Below are 19437 nucleotides of genomic sequence, written 5' to 3' on the forward strand. Positions count from 1 at the left end.
GGCAGCGTTCCTTGGCTGGGAGTTGGAAGGAGGGCGGCCTACCGTACTGGATTCGCCGGCCGCGGAAAACCGCTCGAAGGCTCGGTCAGGCGTCCTTGCGCGCGATCCGTAGCGCCAGCGGCATGCGAACCCTGCGTGTCGAGGTCGGCTCGCCCCAGAGCGCGGCGACCCGTTGCAGGGCCTGGCGCACGAAAGCGTTGCCCTGCGCCTCGCGGCACAGGCGGCTGGCCGACCAGGTGGCCATGTAGTCGAACAACCGGGCCAGGCTCCATTGTTGCTCGATGACGAAGGCCGGCGCGGGGAGTTCGCCCAGCGGCAGCTCGACATCCCGGTAGGCGTTCCACAGCAGGCGGTTCTGTTGCGCCCAGTACGGGCCGATCGGGCGCAGGTATTCCTCGTCGATGGCGGCATCGATCTCCGCGTCGATGCTGAACCAGCCGTAGCCCCAGGCGGCGAACACGCCGCCGGGACGCAGCACGCGCAGCAGCTCGCGGTTGAAGCGCGAATGGTCGAACCAGTGCCAGGCCTGGGCTACGCAGACCAGGTCGAAGGCGGCGTCGGGATAGTCGGTGGCTTCGGCGTCCTGCACGCTGTAGCGGATACCCGGATGGACAACGGCGTGTTCGATCTGCTGCGTGCTGGTGTCGCTGGCGAGGACTTCGCCGAAGTACTGCGCCAGGCCGAGCGCGGCCTGGCCGGTACCGGTGGCGCAGTCCCAGGCGCGCCGGCGCTGGCCGCAGAGCCCGGCGAGATGGCGGTAGAGCGCATCGGGATAACGCGGGCGGGCGCTGGCGTAGGCAGCGGAGCCCTGGTCGAACAGACGGCGGGTTTCCATCGGGTCCTCCCTCGGTCAGTTGCCGAAACGCCCGTCCAGGCGTTCGGCGCGGAATTCCAGGGTGCTGGCGCGATAGCCCGGACGCAGCGGCGGCAGCGGCAGGCAATCGTGCCAGCTGTCGCCGCCGAGCAGGGCGTTCGGCGCCCGGTAGCGCGGGCTGTCGAAGCTGGTGTCGGCCAGGTTGACGCTGTCGCCGGGGCGGTAGGCGGCGATCCTCCAGCGTAGCTCCAGCAACGGACGGTCGCTGCCGTTCTTCAGTTCGACCGCCAGCGGCCGGTCCACCGGACAGCGTTCCGGCGCATAGCTCAGGCGCAGTTCCTGGCGTTGCAGGTGGCGGCTTTCGTCGTTGTCCTGCCAGATCACCCAGGCCGCCACCAGGCCCAGCCCGGCGAGAGCCGCCAGGGAGACCGGCAGGGCCTTGGCCGGGTATCGGACGAGGAGGATGACCCAGGTGAGAACCAGCAGCGCACCGATCAGCATTGAAATGTCCTTTCTTCGAAGCCGAGGGGACATCCTAGCGCACTGCTGCGTATCGCAGGCGGTACGGGCACGCTTACGCGGCGGAGGCGCCGCGATATGCGCAAGGGAGGCCGAAAGTCGGGGATGCGGGTTTCGGCAGGCTGGGGATAGCCGCCGCCCCCGGCCGCGCCGTCATTCGCAGCGGCGCTTGCCGCCCGGCGTCAGCAGACGCTCCAGCTCGACGAACAGGCGCTCGGCGTCCTGCGCCTCGCAGTCCTCGCCGTAGCGCTTCTTCAGGCCGTGTTCGCTGAGGGTCAGGTGCAGGGTTGGGACTACCTCGTGGCGCGCCAGGCAGCCTTTCACGCAATGCAGCGGGCAACCGTCGAGGGCCAGGATCGGTCGCCCGGAGCGGGCCCGGCGGACCAGCAGCGGGACGTCGCCGCCGACTCCGGCGATGCAGGACATCTCCGCCAGCCGGGCGCGATCCAGGCGCAGCGCGAGATCGTTGGCCAGTTGCGCCACGTTGGAGCAGCCGGAGCAGGCGTAGACCAGGGGAAGGGGATCGTCGGGGCTGCGTTCGAACATCATGACGGGCGCCTCGTGGAAGGAAGCCGCCAGTATCGACGCAGCGCCGCGGTGGATTTCTTGACCGGAATCAAGCCCGCGCGCGGCTCACACCAGGTCGTTCTCCACCGCCCACACCGCGGCCTCGACCCGCGAACGCATGCCGAGCTTGTGCAGCACCCGCTTGACATGGACCTTCACCGTGCCTTCGGTGATGTCCAGCTTTCGCGCGATCATCTTGTTGCTGTAGCCGTGGGCGATCTGGCGGAGGATCTGCCGTTCGCGCTCGGTCAGCTCGTCGAGGCTCTTCGAGCGGTCGTCGCCCCGCAGGGCCTGGGCGAGGATCTGGGTCAACTGCGGGCTGAGGGTCATCTGTCCGGTGGCGGCCTGGCGGATGTGCTCGAGCAGGCGCTCCGGCTCCATGTCCTTGAGCAGGTAGCCGTCGGCGCCGGCGCGCAGGACGTTGACCACGTCGCCCTTGTCGTCGGACACGGTGAACACCACGATGCGCGCGTCGACTCCGGCCTCGCGCAACGCGCGCAGGGTATCCAGGCCGTTCATGCCCTTCATGTTCAGGTCCAGCAGGATCATGTCCGGGTCCAGCTCGGCGGCCAGGCGCAGGGCTTCCTCGCCGCTGCCGGCCTCGCCGACCACGCTGAGGTCGTCTTCCAGTTCGAGCAACTGGGCGACGCCCTTGCGCATCATCGGATGGTCGTCCACCAGCAGCAGGCGAACCGGCTCGTCGGCGGTGGCTGGCATGTCCGTCATGGGGTCGGCTCCTTGGCGGCGGAGGGTTGCAGGGCGGTCGGCACGAAGCTGAAGAGCACTCGCGTGCCGTGGGGCGCGCGCGCTTCGAAGCGCAACTGGCTGCCGAGGGTCTGGCCGCGCTCCTGCATGATGGTAAGCCCATAATGGCCGCTACGGTTCTGCTGCGGATCAAAGCCGACGCCATCGTCCTCGACGGCGATGCTCACCTGGCCGTCGGCCTGGCTGCTCAGGCGCACCCAGGCCCGTTGCGCCTGCGAATGGCGAACCACGTTGGAGAGCGCCTCGCGGACGATCTGCAGGACGTGGATTTCCTCGTTGGGGCTCAGCGGCACGTGTTGCAGGCGGTTGTCCAGTTCGATCGTCACCTCGCCGCGCTCGCCGAACTCGGCCACGGCGTTCCCCAGCGCGGCTTCCAGGCTCGGCTCGTCGAGGCTGAGGCGGAAGGTGGTGAGCAGTTCGCGCAGTTGCCGGTAGGCGCCGTTGAGGCCTTCGCGCAGTTCGTCGAGGGTGTCCTCGATCTTCTCCGCCGGCGCCTCGCGCTTGAGCAGGGTGCCCAGGCGGCTGACCTGGATCTTCAGGTAGGACAGCGACTGTGCCAGCGAGTCGTGCAGTTCGCGGGCGATGGTGCCGCGCTCGGCGAACAGGGCCAGGCGGCTTTCCTGTTCCTGTTGCAGGGACAGGGCGAAGGTGCGGGCGATGTTGTCGCAGAAGGTCTCGATCAGTTGCTGCTGCCAGTTCTCCAGGCGGCCGCTGCGGCTTTCGATGAACAGTTCGCCGAAACGGTGGCCGGCGATGGACAGGGGCTGCATCAGCAATGGCTGGGCCAGGGACGAGGGTTGGTCGCAGGCGCTGGCCTGCTCGCGGCAGCTACCGCAGTCGCCCTGCAGGCAGAAGTCCGCCGGGCGCTCGGTGGTGGTCAGCGAACTGTAGGCGCGCTCGACCCCGTCCTTGTTCAGGCAGAGGGTCACGCGGCCGGCGTCGAGCACTTTCTCCAACTGGTTCAGCAGCGGTTGCAGGGTGCGGCTGTCGTAGGGGTTCTCGCCCAGCCGGCGGGCGCTGGCGTAGAGCAGTTCGAGGCGCTGGTGGCTCTGCGAGAGGGCGCGGGTCTTGTCCTCCACGCGCTCTTCCAGGTCGCCGTAGATGCTCTTCAGCTCGCCGGCCATCTGGTTGAAGCGCTCGCCCAGTTGCGCCAGTTCGTCCTCGCCGCTGTAGGTGACCCGCGCGTCCAGCTCGCCGCGGCCCAGGCGGCGGGCGGTGCTGGTGAGTTCGCGCAGCGGGCCGATGACGTGATAGCTGAGGTCGTAGAGGGTGACGAACACCACCAGCAGGCTGAGGAACAGGCACAGGCCCTGCACCGTGCTGAGCAGTTGCGAGCGGCGCTCGGCCTTGGCCTGGAGGATGCCGACGAAACGGTCGATGTCGCCGACGTAGGCGTCCAGCACGGCGCGTCCGGGCAGCGCGCGCGGGTCCAGGCGCGCGAGGCCCTCGCGCAGCTCCTGGTGCAACTGGCGGATCGGGTCGTCGGCGTCCTGGCGTTGCAGCAGGCGGCGGATGTCGCCGCTGTCGAGGCGTTCGCCGAGGGTCCCGAGCAGCGCCTGGCGGCCTTCCAGGCTGGGCTCCAGGGCGACCCGGTAGGTGAGCATGCGCAACGAGCCGGCGTGGTTGATCACCGCGGCGTCCTGGTGCGTGTAGTCGGCGAAGAGCAGGGCGCTGAACATCCCGATCAGCGCCAGCGATACCAGCAGGGTGAGGTAGCAGCCGAAGCGGACTACCAGGGAGCGGCGCAGGATCGGCTTTCCGGCCCTGTCACTACCTCCAAAGAATCTGTCCCGCTGGTCAGCGTCCGGTGCGGTCGCCTTGTTCATGAGAAAAGCCTTTTAAAACAGTTAGTTGCGCAATAATTTCAGCCGTACCTCTTTCGAGGTAGGGGCGCGCATCTAGGCACGGAACGGCCGGTATTTCATTGATTCCTATCAAATTTGCATAGGAACACCTTCCCTAGGCTCTCGCTGAACGCTGTCCGTGCAGAGAGTTTAGCCATGGCTTCCCTACGTCAGAAACAGTACTCCGTCCTCGGCATGAGTACCTTGTCCTTCGCGGTGAATTTCGCCGTGTGGACGATGTTTTCGATCATCGGCATCCGCATCAAGGACGAGCTCGGCCTGAGCGAATCCCAGTTCGGCCTGATGGTCGCCCTGCCGATCCTCACCGGCTCCCTGGTGCGCCTGCCGCTGGGCCTGATCACCGACCGCTTCGGCGGCCGCATCGTGTTCTTCATCCACATGCTGCTGGTGGCCATCCCGATCTACGGCCTGGCCTTCGCCAGCCAGTACTGGCACTACCTGGTGCTCGGCCTGTTCGTCGGCCTGGCCGGCGGCTCCTTCGCGGTCGGCATCGCCTACACCTCGGCCTGGTTCGAGAAGGAGCGCCAGGGCACCGCGATGGGCATCTTCGGTGCTGGCAATGCCGGCGCGGCGATCACCAACCTGGTGGCGCCGATGATCGTGGTCGCCTTCGGCTGGCGCATGGTGCCGCAGGTCTACTCGGTGGCCATGCTGGTCACCGCCGTGCTGTTCTGGCTGTTCACCTGGACCGATCCGGCGCACCTCAAGGGTGCCGCCGAGGCCAGCCAGCGGCCGACCCTGGCCAAGCAACTGGCGCCGCTCGCCGAGCTGCGCGTCTGGCGCTTCGGCCTGTACTACTTCTTCGTCTTCGGCGGCTTCGTCGCCCTGGCCCTGTGGCTGCCGAAGTACTACATCGCCGAATACGGCCTGGACCTGAAGACCGCGTCCTTCATCACCATGCTGTTCACCCTGCCGTCCGGCCTGATCCGCGCCCTCGGTGGCTGGTTCAGCGACCACTACGGCGCGCGCTCGGTGAATTGGGGCGTGTTCTGGGTCTGCCTGGTGTGCCTGTTCTTCCTCTCCTACCCGCAGACCACCATGACCATCCACGGCATCCAGGGCGACCTCAGCCTGGGCATCGGCCTGAACGTCTGGCTGTTCACCTTCCTGGTGTTCGTCGTCGGCATCGCCCAGGGCTTCGGCAAGGCCAGCGTGTACCGGATCATCCACGACTACTACCCGAGCAACATGGGCACCGTCGGCGGCATGGTCGGGGTGATCGGCGGCCTCGGCGGCTTCTGCCTGCCGATCCTGTTCGGCTACGCCGCCGACCACATCGGCGTGCGCTCCTCCTGCTTCATGTTGCTGTTCGGCCTGACCGTGGTCTGCATGGTCTGGATGCACTACGCGATCAAGCAGCAACGCCGCATCGACGGCCAGGCCGCCTCGGCCGACGTCGACCTTCCTCCCACCCTTCCCACCCACTCCTGAGGTAATGCCGTCATGGGCATGATCGCCAATACCCAACTGAAAGCCGCACGGGGACCGCTGCTGCTCGACTGGCGCCCCGAGGACCCCGAGTTCTGGGCGCGCAACGGCAAGCGCATCGCCAGCCGCAACCTGTGGATCTCGATCCCCGCGCTGCTGCTCGCCTTCGCCGTGTGGATGATCTGGAGCACAGTGACCGTGCGCCTGAACAGCGCCGGCTTCGCCTTCAGCAACGACCAGTTGTTCCTGCTCGCGGCGCTGCCGTCGATCTCCGGCGCCACCCTGCGGGTGTTCTATTCGTTCATGGTGCCGATCTTCGGCGGTCGTCGCTGGACCGCCCTGAGCACCGCCTCGATGCTGATCCCGTGCATCTGGCTGGGCTTCGCCGTGCAGGACCCGAGCACCCCGTACTGGGTGTTCGCCCTGATCGCGCTGCTCTGCGGCTTCGGCGGCGGCAACTTCGCCTCGAGCATGTCCAACATCAGCTTCTTCTATCCGAAGAGCCAGCAGGGCACCGCCCTCGGCCTGAATGCCGGGCTCGGCAACCTCGGCGTCTCGGTGATGCAGTTCGCCGTGCCGCTGGCGGTGGCCGGCGGCCTGTTCGGCGCCTTCGGTGGTGAGCCGCAGCAGCTCGGCGACGGCGGTCGCCTGTGGCTGCAGAACGCCGGCTGGATCTGGGTGCCGTTCATCGCCGTGGTATCGGTCGCGGCCTGGTTCGGGATGAACGACATCGCCGACGCCAAGGCCTCGTTCCGCGACCAGGCGGTGATCTTCAAGCGCAAGCACAACTGGCTGATGTGCTGGCTGTACGTGGCCACCTTCGGCTCGTTCATCGGCTTCTCGGCCGGCTTCGCGATGCTCAGCAAGACCCAGTTCCCCGACATCAACCCGCTGCAATACGCCTTCCTCGGTCCGCTGGTGGGCGCCCTCAGCCGGCCCCTGGGCGGCTGGCTGGCGGACAAGTTCGGCGGCGCGCGGATCACCCTGTGGAACTACGCACTGATGATCGGCGGGGTGTTCGCGGTGATCGCCTTCCTGCCGGGCGACGGCGGCCAGGGCAACTTCTTCGGCTTCCTTGGCGCCTTCATCCTGCTGTTCTTCTTCGCCGGCATCGGCAACGGCTCAACCTTCCGCATGATCCCGGTGATCTTCCGCAACGAGTGGGCCCGGCGGGTGCGCGACGGCCAGGCCGACGAAGCCGGCGCGGCGCGCAACGCGAGCATGGAGTCGGCCGCGGTGATCGGCTTCTCCGCCGCCATCGGCGCCTTCGGCGGGTTCTTCATCCCGAAGGCGTTCGGCACCTCGCTGCACATGACCGGCAGCGCCGAGGGCGCCCTCTACGTGTTCATCGCCTACTACCTGAGCTGCATCGTCGCCACCTGGTGGTGGTACGCGCGCAAGGGTGCGGAGAGTCCCTGTTGAGTCCGTCGGCAGCAGCCCGCGGCAACCCCTGATTAGCGTTGTAACGCCCGGCACAGACCGGGTGAGGAGATCAAGATGAGTCACCTGCTCGACCGCCTGCAGTTCTTCAAGAAGAAGCAGGGTGAATTCGCCGATGGCCACGGCGAGACCAGCAACGAGAGCCGCGCCTGGGAAGGTGCCTACCGGCAGCGCTGGCAGCACGACAAGATCGTGCGCTCCACCCACGGGGTGAACTGCACCGGCTCCTGCTCCTGGAAGATCTACGTGAAGAACGGCCTGATCACCTGGGAAACCCAGCAGACCGACTACCCGCGCACCCGTCCGGACCTGCCCAACCACGAGCCGCGCGGCTGCCCGCGCGGGGCCAGCTATTCCTGGTACATCTACAGCGCCAACCGCCTGAAGTACCCGAAGGTGCGCAAGCCGTTGCTCAAGCTCTGGCGCGAGGCGCGGGCGCAGCACGGCGACCCGGTGAACGCCTGGGCCAGCATCGTCGAGGACGCCGCCAAGGCGAAGAGCTACAAGAGCCAGCGCGGCCTGGGCGGCTTCGTCCGTTCCAGCTGGGACGAGGTCACCGAGATCATCGCCGCGGCCAACGTCTACACCGCCAAGACCTACGGTCCGGACCGGGTGATCGGCTTCTCGCCGATCCCGGCCATGTCGATGGTCAGCTACGCCGCCGGCGCCCGCTACCTGTCGCTGATCGGCGGGGTCTGCCTGAGCTTCTACGACTGGTACTGCGACCTGCCGCCGGCCAGCCCGCAGATCTGGGGCGAGCAGACCGACGTGCCGGAGTCGGCCGACTGGTACAACTCCAGCTACATCATCGCCTGGGGCTCCAACGTGCCGCAGACGCGGACCCCGGACGCGCACTTCTTCACCGAGGTGCGCTACAAGGGCACCAAGACCGTCTCCATCACCCCGGACTATTCCGAGGTGGCCAAGCTCACCGACCTCTGGCTCAACCCCAAGCAGGGCACCGACGCCGCGCTGGGCATGGCCTTCGGTCACGTGATCCTGAAGGAGTTCCACCTCGACCGGCCGAGCGCCTACTTCGTCGACTACTGCCGCCAGTACACCGACATGCCGATGCTGGTGTTGCTGGAAGAACACGCCGGCGGCGCGTTCAAGCCGACCCGCTACCTGCGCGCCGCCGACCTGGCGGACAACCTCGGCCAGGACAACAACCCCGAGTGGAAGACCATCGCCTACGACGAGCGCAGCGGCGGGCTGGTCTCGCCCACCGGCGCCATCGGCTACCGCTGGGGCGAGTCTGGCAAGTGGAACATCGCCGAGCTGGACGGCAGGAGCGGTGACCAGACGCGCCTGCAACTGTCGCTGCTCGATGGCCCGGAACATGCCTGCGAGGTGGCCTTCCCGTACTTCGCCGGGCAGGAGCACCCGCACTTCAAGGGCGTCGCCAACGACGAGGTACTGCTGCGCCGGGTGCCGTTCCGCGAGATCGTCGCGGCGGACGGCAAGCGCCTGCGGGTGGCCACCGTCTATGACCTGCAGATGGCCAACTACAGCATCGACCGCGGCCTGGGCGGCGACAACGTGGCGACCTCCTACGAGGACGCCGACACGCCCTATACCCGGCCTGGCAGGAGCGCATCACCGGCGTCCCGGCGGCGCGCGCGACGCAGGTCGCCCGCGAGTTCGCCGACAGCGCCGACAAGACCCGCGGCAAGGCGATGGTGATCATCGGCGCGGCGATGAACCACTGGTACCACATGGACATGAACTACCGCGCGGTCATCAACATGCTGATGATGTGCGGCTGCATCGGCCAGAGCGGCGGCGGCTGGGCGCACTATGTCGGCCAGGAGAAGCTGCGCCCGCAGACCGGCTGGGCGCCGCTGGCCTTCGGCCTGGACTGGAGCCGGCCGCCGCGGCAGATGAACGGCACCAGCTTCTTCTACCTGCACAGCTCGCAATGGCGCCACGAGAAGCTGTCGATGCACGAGGTGCTGTCGCCGCTGGCCGACGCCAGCCGCTTCGCCGAACACGCCCTGGACTACAACATCCAGGCCGAACGCCTCGGCTGGCTGCCGTCGGCGCCGCAACTGAACCGCAACCCGCTGCGCATCGCCGCCGAGGCCGAGGCCGCCGGCCTGCCGGTCGCCGACTATGTGGTGCGCGAACTGAAGAGCGGCGGCCTGCGCTTCGCCAGCGAATCGCCGGACGATCCGCAGAACTTCCCGCGCAACATGTTCATCTGGCGCTCCAACCTGCTGGGCTCCTCCGGCAAGGGGCACGAGTACATGCTCAAGTACCTGCTCGGGGCGAAGAACGGGGTGATGAACGATGACCTCGGCAAGGCCGGCGGTCCGCGTCCCACCGAGGTCGACTGGGTCAACGACGGTGCCGAGGGCAAGCTCGACCTGGTCACCACCCTGGACTTCCGCATGTCCTCCACCTGCATGTACTCGGACATCGTCCTGCCGACCGCTACCTGGTACGAGAAGGACGACCTCAACACCTCCGACATGCACCCCTTCATCCATCCGCTGTCGGCGGCCACCGATCCGGCCTGGGAAGCCAAGAGCGACTGGGAGATTTACAAGGCCATCGCCAAGAAGTTCTCCGCCGTCGCCGAAGGCCACCTCGGCGTGGAGCAGGACCTGGTCACGGTGCCGCTGCTGCATGACACCCCCACCGAGCTGGCGCAGCCGTTCGGCGGCGACGGCCATGACTGGAAGAAGGGCGAGTGCGAGCCGATGCCGGGACGCAACCTGCCGACGCTGCACCTGATCGAGCGCGACTACCCGAACGTCTACCGCAAGTTCACCTCGCTCGGTCCGCTGCTGGACAAGCTGGGCAACGGCGGCAAGGGCATCGGCTGGAACACCGAGAAGGAAGTGAAGCTGGTCGGCGACCTCAACCATCGCGTCGTCGAGAGCGGCGTCAGCCAGGGCCGGCCGCGCATCGACAGCGCCATCGACGCCGCCGAGGTGGTCCTCGCCCTGGCTCCGGAAACCAACGGCCAGGTCGCGGTCAAGGCCTGGGAAGCGCTGTCGAAGATCACCGGCCGCGAGCACGCCCACCTGGCGCTGCCCAAGGAAGACGAGAAGATCCGCTTCCGCGACATCCAGGTGCAGCCGCGCAAGATCATCTCCAGCCCGACCTGGTCCGGCCTCGAGGACGAGCACGTCAGCTACAACGCCGGCTACACCAACGTCCACGAGCTGATCCCGTGGCGCACCATCACCGGTCGCCAGCAGTTCTACCAGGACCACCCGTGGATGCAGGCGTTCGGCGAAGGCTTCGTCAGCTACCGGCCGCCGGTCAACACCCGGACCACCGAGAAGCTGTTGAACAGGAAGCCCAACGGCAACCCGGAGATCACCCTGAACTGGATCACCCCGCACCAGAAATGGGGCATCCACTCCACCTACAGCGACAACCTGCTGATGCTCACCCTGTCGCGCGGCGGTCCGATCATCTGGCTCAGCGAGCACGACGCGGCCAAGGCCGGGATCGTCGATAACGACTGGGTCGAGGTGTTCAACGCCAACGGCGCGGCGACCTGCCGCGCGGTGGTCAGCCAGCGGGTCAAGGACGGCATGGTGATGATGTACCACGCCCAGGAACGCATCGTGAACGTACCCGGCAGCGAGACCACCGGCACCCGTGGCGGCCACCACAACTCGGTGACCCGCGTGGTGCTCAAGCCGACCCACATGATCGGCGGCTACGCCCAGCAGGCCTGGGGCTTCAACTACTACGGCACGGTCGGCTGCAACCGCGACGAGTTCGTCGTGGTGCGCAAGATGAGCAAGGTCGACTGGCTGGACGAACCCCGCCACGGCGGACTCGGCGGCGACGCCCTGCCGCAACCGCTGCCCCAGGACATTTGAGGAGAGACGCCATGAAAATTCGTTCGCAAGTCGGCATGGTGCTGAACCTCGACAAGTGCATTGGTTGCCACACCTGCTCGATCACCTGCAAGAACGTCTGGACCAGCCGCGAAGGCATGGAGTACGCCTGGTTCAACAACGTCGAGACCAAGCCCGGGATCGGCTACCCGAAGGAATGGGAAAACCAGGAGAAGTGGAAGGGCGGCTGGGTGCGCGCGGCAGACGGTTCGATCCGCCCGCGCATCGGCGGCAAGTTCCGCGTGCTGGCGAACATCTTCGCCAACCCGGACCTGCCCGAGATCGACGACTACTACGAACCGTTCGACTTCGACTACCAGCACCTGCATACCGCGCCCAAGGCCGAGCACCAGCCGGTGGCGCGCCCGCGCTCGCTGGTCTCCGGGCAGCGCATGGAGAAGATCGAGTGGGGCCCGAACTGGGAGGAGATCCTCGGCACCGAGTTCGCCAAGCGGCGCAAGGACAAGAACTTCGACCAGGTCCAGGCGGACATCTACGGTGAGTACGAGAACACCTTCATGATGTACCTGCCGCGCCTCTGCGAGCACTGCCTGAACCCGGCGTGCGTGGCGTCCTGCCCGAGCGGGGCGATCTACAAGCGCGAGGAGGACGGCATCGTCCTGATCGACCAGGACAAGTGCCGCGGCTGGCGGATGTGCATCTCCGGCTGCCCGTACAAGAAGATCTACTTCAACTGGAAGAGCGGCAAGTCCGAGAAGTGCATCTTCTGCTACCCGCGCATCGAGGCCGGCCAGCCCACCGTCTGCTCGGAGACCTGCGTCGGGCGCATCCGCTACCTCGGCGTGCTGCTCTACGACGCCGACCGTATCCACGAAGTGGCCAGTTGCGAGAACGAGCGCGAGCTGTACGAGAAGCAACTGGAGATCTTCCTCGATCCGTTCGACCCGGCGGTGATCGCCCAGGCGCGCAAGGATGGGGTGGCCGACAGCGTCATCGAGGCGGCGCAGAAGTCGCCGGTGTACAAGCTGGCGATGGACTGGAAGCTGGCCCTGCCGCTGCACCCGGAATACCGCACGCTGCCGATGGTCTGGTACGTGCCGCCGCTGTCGCCGATCCAGAACGCCGCCGCCGAGGGGCACATCGGCAGCGACGGGGTGATCCCGGACGTCGAGTCGCTGCGCATCCCCGTGCAGTACCTGGCCAACCTGCTCACCGCCGGCGACACCGCGCCGGTGCTGCTGGCGCTCAAGCGCCTGCTGGCGATGCGCGCCTACAAGCGCGCCGAGCACGTCGAAGGCCGCCAGGACCTGGAGGTGCTGGCCAAGGTCGGGTTGAGCGTGGAGCAGGTGGAGGAGATGTACCGCTACCTGGCCATCGCCAACTACGAGGATCGCTTCGTGATCCCCAGCGCGCACCGCGAGGAAGCGCTTTCCGATGCCTTCGCCGAGCGTTCCGGCTGTGGCTTCAGCTTCGGCAACGGCTGTTCCGGCGGCAGCAACTCCGCCGTCAACCTGTTCGGCGGCAAGCCGACCAACCGCCGCGACGTGATCCAGGTCGTGCAGATCCAGGAGTGAGCGCCATGAACGATCACAGCCAACTGTTCCGCCTGCTCGCCCTGCTACTCGACTATCCACGCGCCGAGCTGCGCGAGGAGAGCCTCGGCCTGCATGCGCTGATCCGCACCTGCGAACTGCCGGAAGCGCTGCGCGACGGCCTCGCGGCGCTGCTCAACGAGCTCTGCCAGGGCGACCTGCTGGACGTCCAGGCGCGCTACGACGGTCTCTTCGAGCGCGGCCGCTCGGTCTCGCTGCTGCTCTTCGAGCACGTCCACGGCGAGAGCCGCGACCGTGGCCAGGCGATGGTCGACCTGCTCGACCGCTATACCGGGGCCGGCCTGCAGATCGACGTACCGGAGCTGCCGGACTACCTGCCGCTGTACCTCGAATACCTGTCGCTGCTGCCGTTCGCGGCGGCCAGCGAAGGGCTCGCCGAAGTGGCGCACATCCTCGGCCTGCTGGCGCTGCGCCTGGAGGAACGCGGCAGCGCCTACGCGGCGATTTTCGAGGCGTTGCTGGAACTCGGCGGCGAGCGCCCGGACCTCGGCGCGTTGCGTCGCGACCAGGCCCAGGAACAGCGCGACGACAGCCTGGAGGCCATCGACCGGGCCTGGGAGGAAACCCCGGTGAGCTTCACCGACCCCGCCGGCGGTTGCCCGTCGAGCAGCGGCCGCCGTCCAACGGCGTCCACCGAACAACCATTGCAATGGGTCGCCCAGCCGGTACCGCAGATGCAGTACCGCGCGGCCCGCGAAGGAGTCTGAGCATGTCGACCAATCTTCTGTTCTTCGGGATCTATCCCTATGTCGCGCTGCTGATCTGCCTGGTCGGCAGCTGGGCGCGCTTCGACCTCTCGCAGTACACCTGGAAGGCCGGTTCCAGCCAGATGCTCAGCAAGAAGGGCATGCGGGTATACAGCAACCTATTCCACGTCGGCGTGCTGTTCATCCTCGCCGGCCACTTCGTCGGCCTGCTGACCCCGGCCTCGGTCTACCACCACCTGATCAGCACCGAGAACAAGCAACTGCTGGCGATGGTCTCCGGCGGCTTCTTCGGCGTGCTCTGCTTCATCGGCCTGAGCGGACTGATCCTGCGCCGCCTGACCGACGCACGGGTGCGCGCCACCGGCAACGCCTCCGACCTGATGATCCTGCTGGTGCTCTACGCCCAGCTGATCCTCGGCCTCTCCACCATCGTCGCCTCGACCCATCACATGGATGGCTCGGTGATGGTGATGCTCGCCGACTGGGCCCAGGCCATCGTCACCCTGCGTCCGCTGGCGGCGGCCGAGGCCATCGCGCCGGTGGGCCTGGTCTACAAGCTGCACGTCGGCCTGGGCCTTACCCTGTTCGTGCTGTTCCCCTTCACCCGCCTGGTTCACATCGTCAGCGCGCCGGTGTGGTACCTGGGCCGGCGCTACCAGATCGTGCGTCAGAAACGTCCTGCCTGAACCCTGGGCGGCCGGCGCATCCGGCGCCGGCCCGCCGAACCGAGGTGATCGATCATGAGTTGCTCCCACTACGAAGAACGCGTCGAGAAGGTCGAACTGCCGCAACTGAAGGTCAACGGCGTGGCCATCGGCGAAGACCTGCTGGCCCGCGAGCTGCAATACCACCCGGCGGACAGCTACGCGCTGGCGCTGGAGGCCGCCTGCCGTGCGCTGATCGTCCGCCAGTTGCTCCTGCAACGGGCCGACGCGCTGGGCATCGAGGCCCGCTGCGAAGACGGCGAGACGCCGGAGGAAGCGCGCATCCGCCAATTGCTGGAGGAAGAGGTGCAGGTCCCGGAAGCCGACGAAGACGCCTGCCGGACCTGGTACGCGGCCAATCCGGGACGCCTGCTCGGCCCCTGGCGCCTGCAATTGCGCCATGTGCTGCTGGCCTGCGCGCCGGACGACCTGGAGGGCCGCGAGACGGCGCGCAAGCAGGCTGCGGAGCTGCTCGACGAATTGCGCGGGCATCCCGAGCGCTTCGTCGACCTGGCCCGGCGTTTTTCCGCCTGCCCGTCGAAGGAGTCGGGTGGCGACCTTGGCTGGATCGAGCCGGGGCAGACCGTCCCCGAATTCGAGAAGCGCCTGCTGCGCCGCGCGCCCGGGCTGCTCGAGCATCCGCTGGAAAGCCGCTATGGCCTGCATGTGGTGGAACTGCTGGCGCGCGAAGGCGGCGAGCCGCTCGACTTCGACGCGGCCCGCGCGCAAATCGCCGCGCACCTGCAAGCGCAGGTGTTGCAGCGAGCGGTGGGACAGTACATCGGCGTGCTGGCGGGAGACGCCTGTATCGAGGGCTTCGCCTTCGAGGGTGCGGATGGGGCGCTGGTGCAATAGCCTTCGGTGCCGATGTTTCCCTCTCCCTCCCGCACATCAATCGGAGTACCCAGGACATGACCGACTGGATCGATGGCCAAGGCCGACAGATCGACTACCTGCGCCTGTCGGTCACCGACCGTTGCGACTTCCGCTGTGTCTACTGCATGGCCGAGGACATGCGCTTCCTGCCGCGCCAGCAGGTGCTGACCCTGGAGGAGATCGAGCGGGTCGCCCGGCTGTTCGTCGCCGGCGGTGTGCGCAAGCTGCGCCTGACCGGCGGCGAGCCGCTGGTGCGGCCCGGCATCGTCGGCCTGTGCGAGCGCCTGGCGGCACTGCCGGGGTTGCGCGAACTGTGCATGACCAGCAACGGCTCGCAACTGGTGCGCTACGCCGGGCCGTTGTACGACGCCGGCCTGTCGCGTCTCAACATCAGCCTCGATACCCTCGATCCGCTGCGCTTCCGGGCGATCACCCGCAACGGCGAGCTGGACAAGGTGCTGGCCGGCATCGACGCCGCCCAGGCCGCCGGTTTCCGCCGGATCAAGCTGAACGCGGTGGTGATGAAGGGGCGCAACGCCGATGAGGTGCCGGCGCTGGTGGACTTCGCCATCGCCCGCGGCCTGGATATCAGCTTCATCGAGGAGATGCCACTTGGCCAGGTCGGCCGCGAACGTGGCGAGAGCTTCTGCTCCAGCGACGAAGTACGCGCGCTGATCGCCCAGCGCCACGCCTTGCTCGACAGCGCCGAGCAGAGCGGCGGGCCGGCGCGCTACGTGCGCCTGGTCGAGCATCCGCAGATACGCATCGGCTTCATCTCGCCGCACTCGCACAACTTCTGCGCCACCTGCAACCGCCTGCGCCTGACCGTCGAGGGCCGCCTGCTGCTGTGCCTCGGCCACGAGCATTCGCTCGACCTGCGCGCGCTGCTGCGCCGCCACCCGCTGCACGACGGGCCGTTGCTGGAAGCGATCGGCGAGGCGCTCCAGCGCAAGCCGGCGCGCCATGAATTCAGCGCCGCCGGCGAGGTGCAGGTGCTGCGCTTCATGAACATGAGCGGCGGCTGAGGCGACTCGGGGCGCCTCCAGCGGGCCTTCGCCAGCGGCCAGGGCGAGGCCGCTCTTCTGGTAGGCCAGCAGGGTCTCGTCGCCGGTCTCGCTGCTGTACAGCTCGCCCCCGGAAAACATCACGGCATAACCGTCGCAGGAACTGCGTGCGATCACCTAGCTGCGCCGCGCGTCCGGGTGGCCGGGCATGTCCAGCCCGGCCTAGTCCCGTACGTCGCTCAGGCACCCTTCGGTACTCGCGCTCGGCGCCGACCTGGGCGCGCTAGCTGGCGGAGCGCGGCTTGCGACGGGTAGCGAAGCCTCTCAAGGGCGTTGACGAAACGAAAAAATCCCCGCGGCATGAGCGTGACGCGGGGATCCAGGCGTAAATAGAGCCTTAACCGTGATAGCTGAAATGGAGCAAGGGGTGATGTCTGCGTAGCGGAACACCTCGCGGGGTGGCTGTGTATGGCTCAAGACTAAGTCCCGCGGGCCGGCGGGCCTATTCCTCGAAGGAGGTAAGGAGGGGTAGCGGAGGAGGGACGGCGATTGACGATGTATACTTTTTGGTCCAGATTGGACGAAAAGTATAAAGACGGATCACCGTCTGTTTCCCGCCCGGGCCGCGGGCGCACCTTCGTCACCCCTGGAGTCGTCCATGATCAAGTCGCTGAACACCAAGAACCTGCTGGGAGGCCTGCTGCTCGGCGTGCTCGCCAGCGGATCCGCCGTCGCCGCCGATGGCAACCTGCGAATCGGCATCGAGGCCGCTTACCCGCCGTTTTCCTTCAAGACCGCCGAAGGCGAACTGGCCGGCTTCGACTACGACATCGGCAACGCGCTGTGCGCGCAGATGCAGGTGAAGTGCCAGTGGATCGAGCAGGAGTACGACGGCCTGATTCCCTCGCTGAAAGTTCGCAAGATAGACGCCGCGCTGTCCTCCATCACCATCACCGAGGAGCGCCGGCGCTCGGTGGACTTCACCCACAAGTACTACTTCACGCCGGGCCGCCTGGTGATGAAGGAAGGCGCCCAGCTCGACGACAGCTTCAGCCAGTTGGCCGGCAAGCGCATCGGCGTGCAGCGCGGCGCTACCGCCGACCGCTTCGCCAGTGCGGTGCTGGCCAAGGCCGGTGCCGAAGTGGTGCGCTACACCAGCCAGGACGAGATCTACCTGGACCTGGTGGCCGGCCGCCTCGACGCCACCTTCGCCGACTCCATCCCGCTGCAGACCGGCTTCCTCGATACCCCGCGCGGCAAGGGCTACGCCTTCGTCGGGCCGGAGTTCAAGGACCCGAAATACTTCGGCGAGGGCGCCGGGATCGCGGTGCGCAAGGGGGACGCCGAGCTGGTCGGCAAGCTCAACGCGGCGATCGACGCGATTCGTGCCGACGGGACCTACAAGCGCATCGAGGGCAAGTACTTCAAGAGCGACATCTACGGCGACTGACCGCTCGCCGGCGGCGGCTGCCGTCAGTCGCCGCCTTCCTTCAGCTCCTTGAGGTGCTTGTAGACCGTCGCCCGGCCCATGTTCAGCACGTTGGCCACATAGTTGGCGGCGCTCTTGCCCTTGAACGCGCCCTCGGCGTGCAGGGCCAGGACCAGTTCGCGCTTGTGCTCGCGGGTCAGCAGGTTCAAGCCGAGCTGGCGCTGCCGCAGCCAGCCGTGCAGGAAGGTGTTGATGCGCTCCTGCCAGTCGTCGCGGAACAGCGCGTCCGGTTGCGGGATCAGCTTGCTCGGCGAGAGGAACAGGTCGAGCGCCGCCTTGGCGCTCTCGAACAGGCTGATATTCAGGTTGATGCACAGCACCGCCAGCGGCTGGCCGGCGGCGTCGCGCAGCACGGTGCTGACCGAGCGGATCTTCTGCCCGTCCCAGTTGAGCTTCTCGTAGGGACCGATGTTGCGCTCGTCGCTATCGCCTTCGAGCATGTCTTCCAGCGCCGAGTCGTCGCCGACCTCGCGCTTGGACAGGTTGTTGGCGATGTAGTCGACCCGCTGGCTGCGCAGGTCGTGCAGGACCACTTCGGCGTGGGGGAAGAACAGGGTGGCGATGCCGTCGGCGATCGCCCGGTAGTTCTCCAGGCTGGGGTCTTGGCTCGGGCTCATGCGCAGGAACTCTCGTGGGACGGCGGGCGAGGCGAGTGTGCCGCAAACCCGCCGCCGGGTCATCAGGGGGACAGGCGGCGCGGCGACAGCATCGCCTCGTCCAGGCCGTGCTCGCGCAGGTGCGCCGGCAGCGGCTGGTGGCGGATCAGCGCGGCGCTGGCCTCGCCCATCGCCGCCGAGGTCTGGATACCGTAGCCGCCCTGGGCGGCGACCCAGAAGAAGCCTTCCGCATCGGCGGCGTAGCCGGCCACCAGGTCGCCGTCGGCGACGAACGAGCGCAGCCCTGCCCAGGTGTGTTCCGGGCGGCGAATGGTGAGGGTGGTGGCTTCTTCGATCAGGTACATGCCGGTGGCGATGTCCAGTTGCTCGGGCTGCACGTCGTGGGCCTCGACCGGATCGGCGTTGGCCGGCGAGCCGAGCAACATGCCGGCGTCCGGCTTCAGGTAGAAGGATTCGTCGAGGCTGACCAGCATCGGCCAGTCGTGGCAGTCGATGCCCGGCGGCGGGGCGAAGATGAAGGCCGAGCGGCGCTTGGGCTGCAGGCCCAGTGGGCGGACGCCGGCCAGCCCGGCGATGGCGTCGCACCAGGCGCCTGCGGCGTTGACCAGCACCGCCGCGCGGTAGCTGCCGGCGTCGCAGCGGACTTCCCAGGCGCCGTCGACCCGGCGGATCTCCAGCGCTTCGTGGTTGCACAGGACCTGCCCCTGGTTGCGGCGGATGCCGCGCAGGTAGCCCTGGTGCAGGGCGTCGGTATCGATGTCGGCGCCGGTGGGGTCGTAGGTGGCGCCGAAGACCTTGTCGCGACGCAGCACCGGCACGATCGAGCAGGCCTGTTCCGCGTCCAGCAGGCGCATCTGCGGCACCAGCGCCTTGCCGCTTTCGTATTGACGGCGGAGTTCTTCCGGATCGTCGCTGAAGTCGACCACCATTTCCGGACGCGGGCTGAGCAGCGGATGCTCGCAGAAGCCGGCCGGCGGGTTGTCGAAGAAGGCCCGGCTGGCGGCGGTGAGCGCGCGCACCTGGGGTGTGCCGTAGGCCACCGTGTAGTGCGCGGCGGAGCGGCCGGTGGAGTGGTAGCCGGGCTGCGCCTCGCGCTCCAGCACCACGACCCGGCCGTGGGCCGACAGCCAGTAGCCGGTGGATGCGCCGGCGATGCCGGCACCGATGACGAGGTAATCCGCTTCGATCATGCTGCTCTCCTGCATCAC

15 protein-coding genes and 1 pseudogene are annotated in these 19437 nt (G+C 67.5%); 9 read left to right on the forward strand and 7 right to left on the reverse strand.

Annotation, left to right across the window (positions count from 1 at the left end; translation table 11 throughout):
* Nucleotides 1-85: 85 nt before the first annotated feature.
* From AT700_RS05320 to narX, 5 genes are all read right to left on the reverse strand, one after another.
* Complete coding sequence (locus AT700_RS05320; RefSeq protein WP_048520802.1) at nt 86-835, reverse strand: class I SAM-dependent methyltransferase; 750 nt, start codon at nt 833-835, stop codon at nt 86-88.
* Nucleotides 836-850: 15 nt separating this feature from the next.
* Nucleotides 851-1315, reverse strand: a complete 465-nt coding sequence (locus tag AT700_RS05325) for a hypothetical protein (RefSeq protein WP_003092973.1) — start codon at nt 1313-1315, stop codon at nt 851-853.
* Nucleotides 1316-1486: 171 nt separating this feature from the next.
* Nucleotides 1487-1882 (reverse strand): anaerobic/virulence modulator AnvM, encoded by a 396-nt coding sequence (gene anvM / locus AT700_RS05330; RefSeq protein ID WP_003092971.1) that lies wholly within the window; start codon nt 1880-1882, stop codon nt 1487-1489.
* Nucleotides 1883-1966: 84 nt separating this feature from the next.
* Nucleotides 1967-2626 (reverse strand): two-component system response regulator NarL, encoded by a 660-nt coding sequence (narL, locus tag AT700_RS05335; protein WP_003092968.1) that lies wholly within the window; start codon nt 2624-2626, stop codon nt 1967-1969.
* Nucleotides 2623-4491, reverse strand: a complete 1869-nt coding sequence (narX, locus tag AT700_RS05340; RefSeq protein ID WP_003105296.1) for a two-component system sensor histidine kinase NarX — start codon at nt 4489-4491, stop codon at nt 2623-2625. The genes narL and narX overlap by 4 nt, the downstream gene beginning before the upstream one ends.
* Before the next feature lie 174 nt (nt 4492-4665).
* Between narX and AT700_RS05345 the strand changes: the two genes are divergently transcribed.
* The 9 genes and pseudogenes from AT700_RS05345 (at nt 4666) to AT700_RS05385 (ending at nt 17573) form a co-directional block, all read left to right on the forward strand.
* Nucleotides 4666-5961, forward strand: coding sequence for a nitrate/nitrite transporter (locus AT700_RS05345; protein ID WP_003105298.1), 1296 nt, complete (start codon nt 4666-4668; stop codon nt 5959-5961).
* A 12-nt stretch (nt 5962-5973) separates the two neighbouring features.
* Nucleotides 5974-7380: a nitrate/nitrite transporter NarK2 gene (gene narK2 / locus AT700_RS05350; RefSeq protein ID WP_003111261.1), complete on the forward strand. Its 1407-nt coding sequence runs from the start codon at nt 5974-5976 to the stop codon at nt 7378-7380.
* 75 nt (nt 7381-7455) lie between these two features.
* Nucleotides 7456-11240, forward strand: a pseudogene (locus AT700_RS05355) (nitrate reductase subunit alpha).
* 11 nt (nt 11241-11251) lie between these two features.
* A complete protein-coding gene (narH, locus tag AT700_RS05360; protein WP_003092958.1) occupies nt 11252-12793 on the forward strand; it encodes a nitrate reductase subunit beta in 1542 nt (513 codons plus the stop codon).
* A gap of 5 nt (nt 12794-12798) precedes the next feature.
* Nucleotides 12799-13539, forward strand: a complete 741-nt coding sequence (gene narJ, locus AT700_RS05365; protein WP_003092956.1) for a nitrate reductase molybdenum cofactor assembly chaperone — start codon at nt 12799-12801, stop codon at nt 13537-13539.
* A 2-nt stretch (nt 13540-13541) separates the two neighbouring features.
* A complete protein-coding gene (narI, locus tag AT700_RS05370) occupies nt 13542-14225 on the forward strand; it encodes a respiratory nitrate reductase subunit gamma (RefSeq protein WP_003092953.1) in 684 nt (227 codons plus the stop codon).
* 54 nt (nt 14226-14279) lie between these two features.
* Nucleotides 14280-15098: a peptidylprolyl isomerase gene (locus tag AT700_RS05375; protein ID WP_010793396.1), complete on the forward strand. Its 819-nt coding sequence runs from the start codon at nt 14280-14282 to the stop codon at nt 15096-15098.
* A 56-nt stretch (nt 15099-15154) separates the two neighbouring features.
* On the forward strand, nt 15155-16144 hold the full coding sequence (moaA, locus tag AT700_RS05380; RefSeq protein ID WP_048520803.1) for a GTP 3',8-cyclase MoaA: 990 nt from the start codon (nt 15155-15157) through the stop codon (nt 16142-16144).
* A gap of 637 nt (nt 16145-16781) precedes the next feature.
* Nucleotides 16782-17573 (forward strand): ABC transporter substrate-binding protein, encoded by a 792-nt coding sequence (locus AT700_RS05385; protein ID WP_003118292.1) that lies wholly within the window; start codon nt 16782-16784, stop codon nt 17571-17573.
* Nucleotides 17574-17596: 23 nt separating this feature from the next.
* Here the strand turns inward: AT700_RS05385 and dauR are convergent, their stop codons facing one another.
* On the reverse strand, nt 17597-18229 hold the full coding sequence (dauR, locus tag AT700_RS05390) for a transcriptional regulator DauR (protein WP_003092943.1): 633 nt from the start codon (nt 18227-18229) through the stop codon (nt 17597-17599).
* Nucleotides 18230-18291: 62 nt separating this feature from the next.
* Nucleotides 18292-19419, reverse strand: coding sequence for an FAD-dependent catabolic D-arginine dehydrogenase DauA (dauA, locus tag AT700_RS05395; RefSeq protein WP_003122058.1), 1128 nt, complete (start codon nt 19417-19419; stop codon nt 18292-18294).
* Nucleotides 19420-19437: the final 18 nt, after the last annotated feature.

The sequence above is a fragment of the Pseudomonas aeruginosa genome (assembly GCF_001457615.1).
Classification (GTDB): domain Bacteria; phylum Pseudomonadota; class Gammaproteobacteria; order Pseudomonadales; family Pseudomonadaceae; genus Pseudomonas; species Pseudomonas aeruginosa.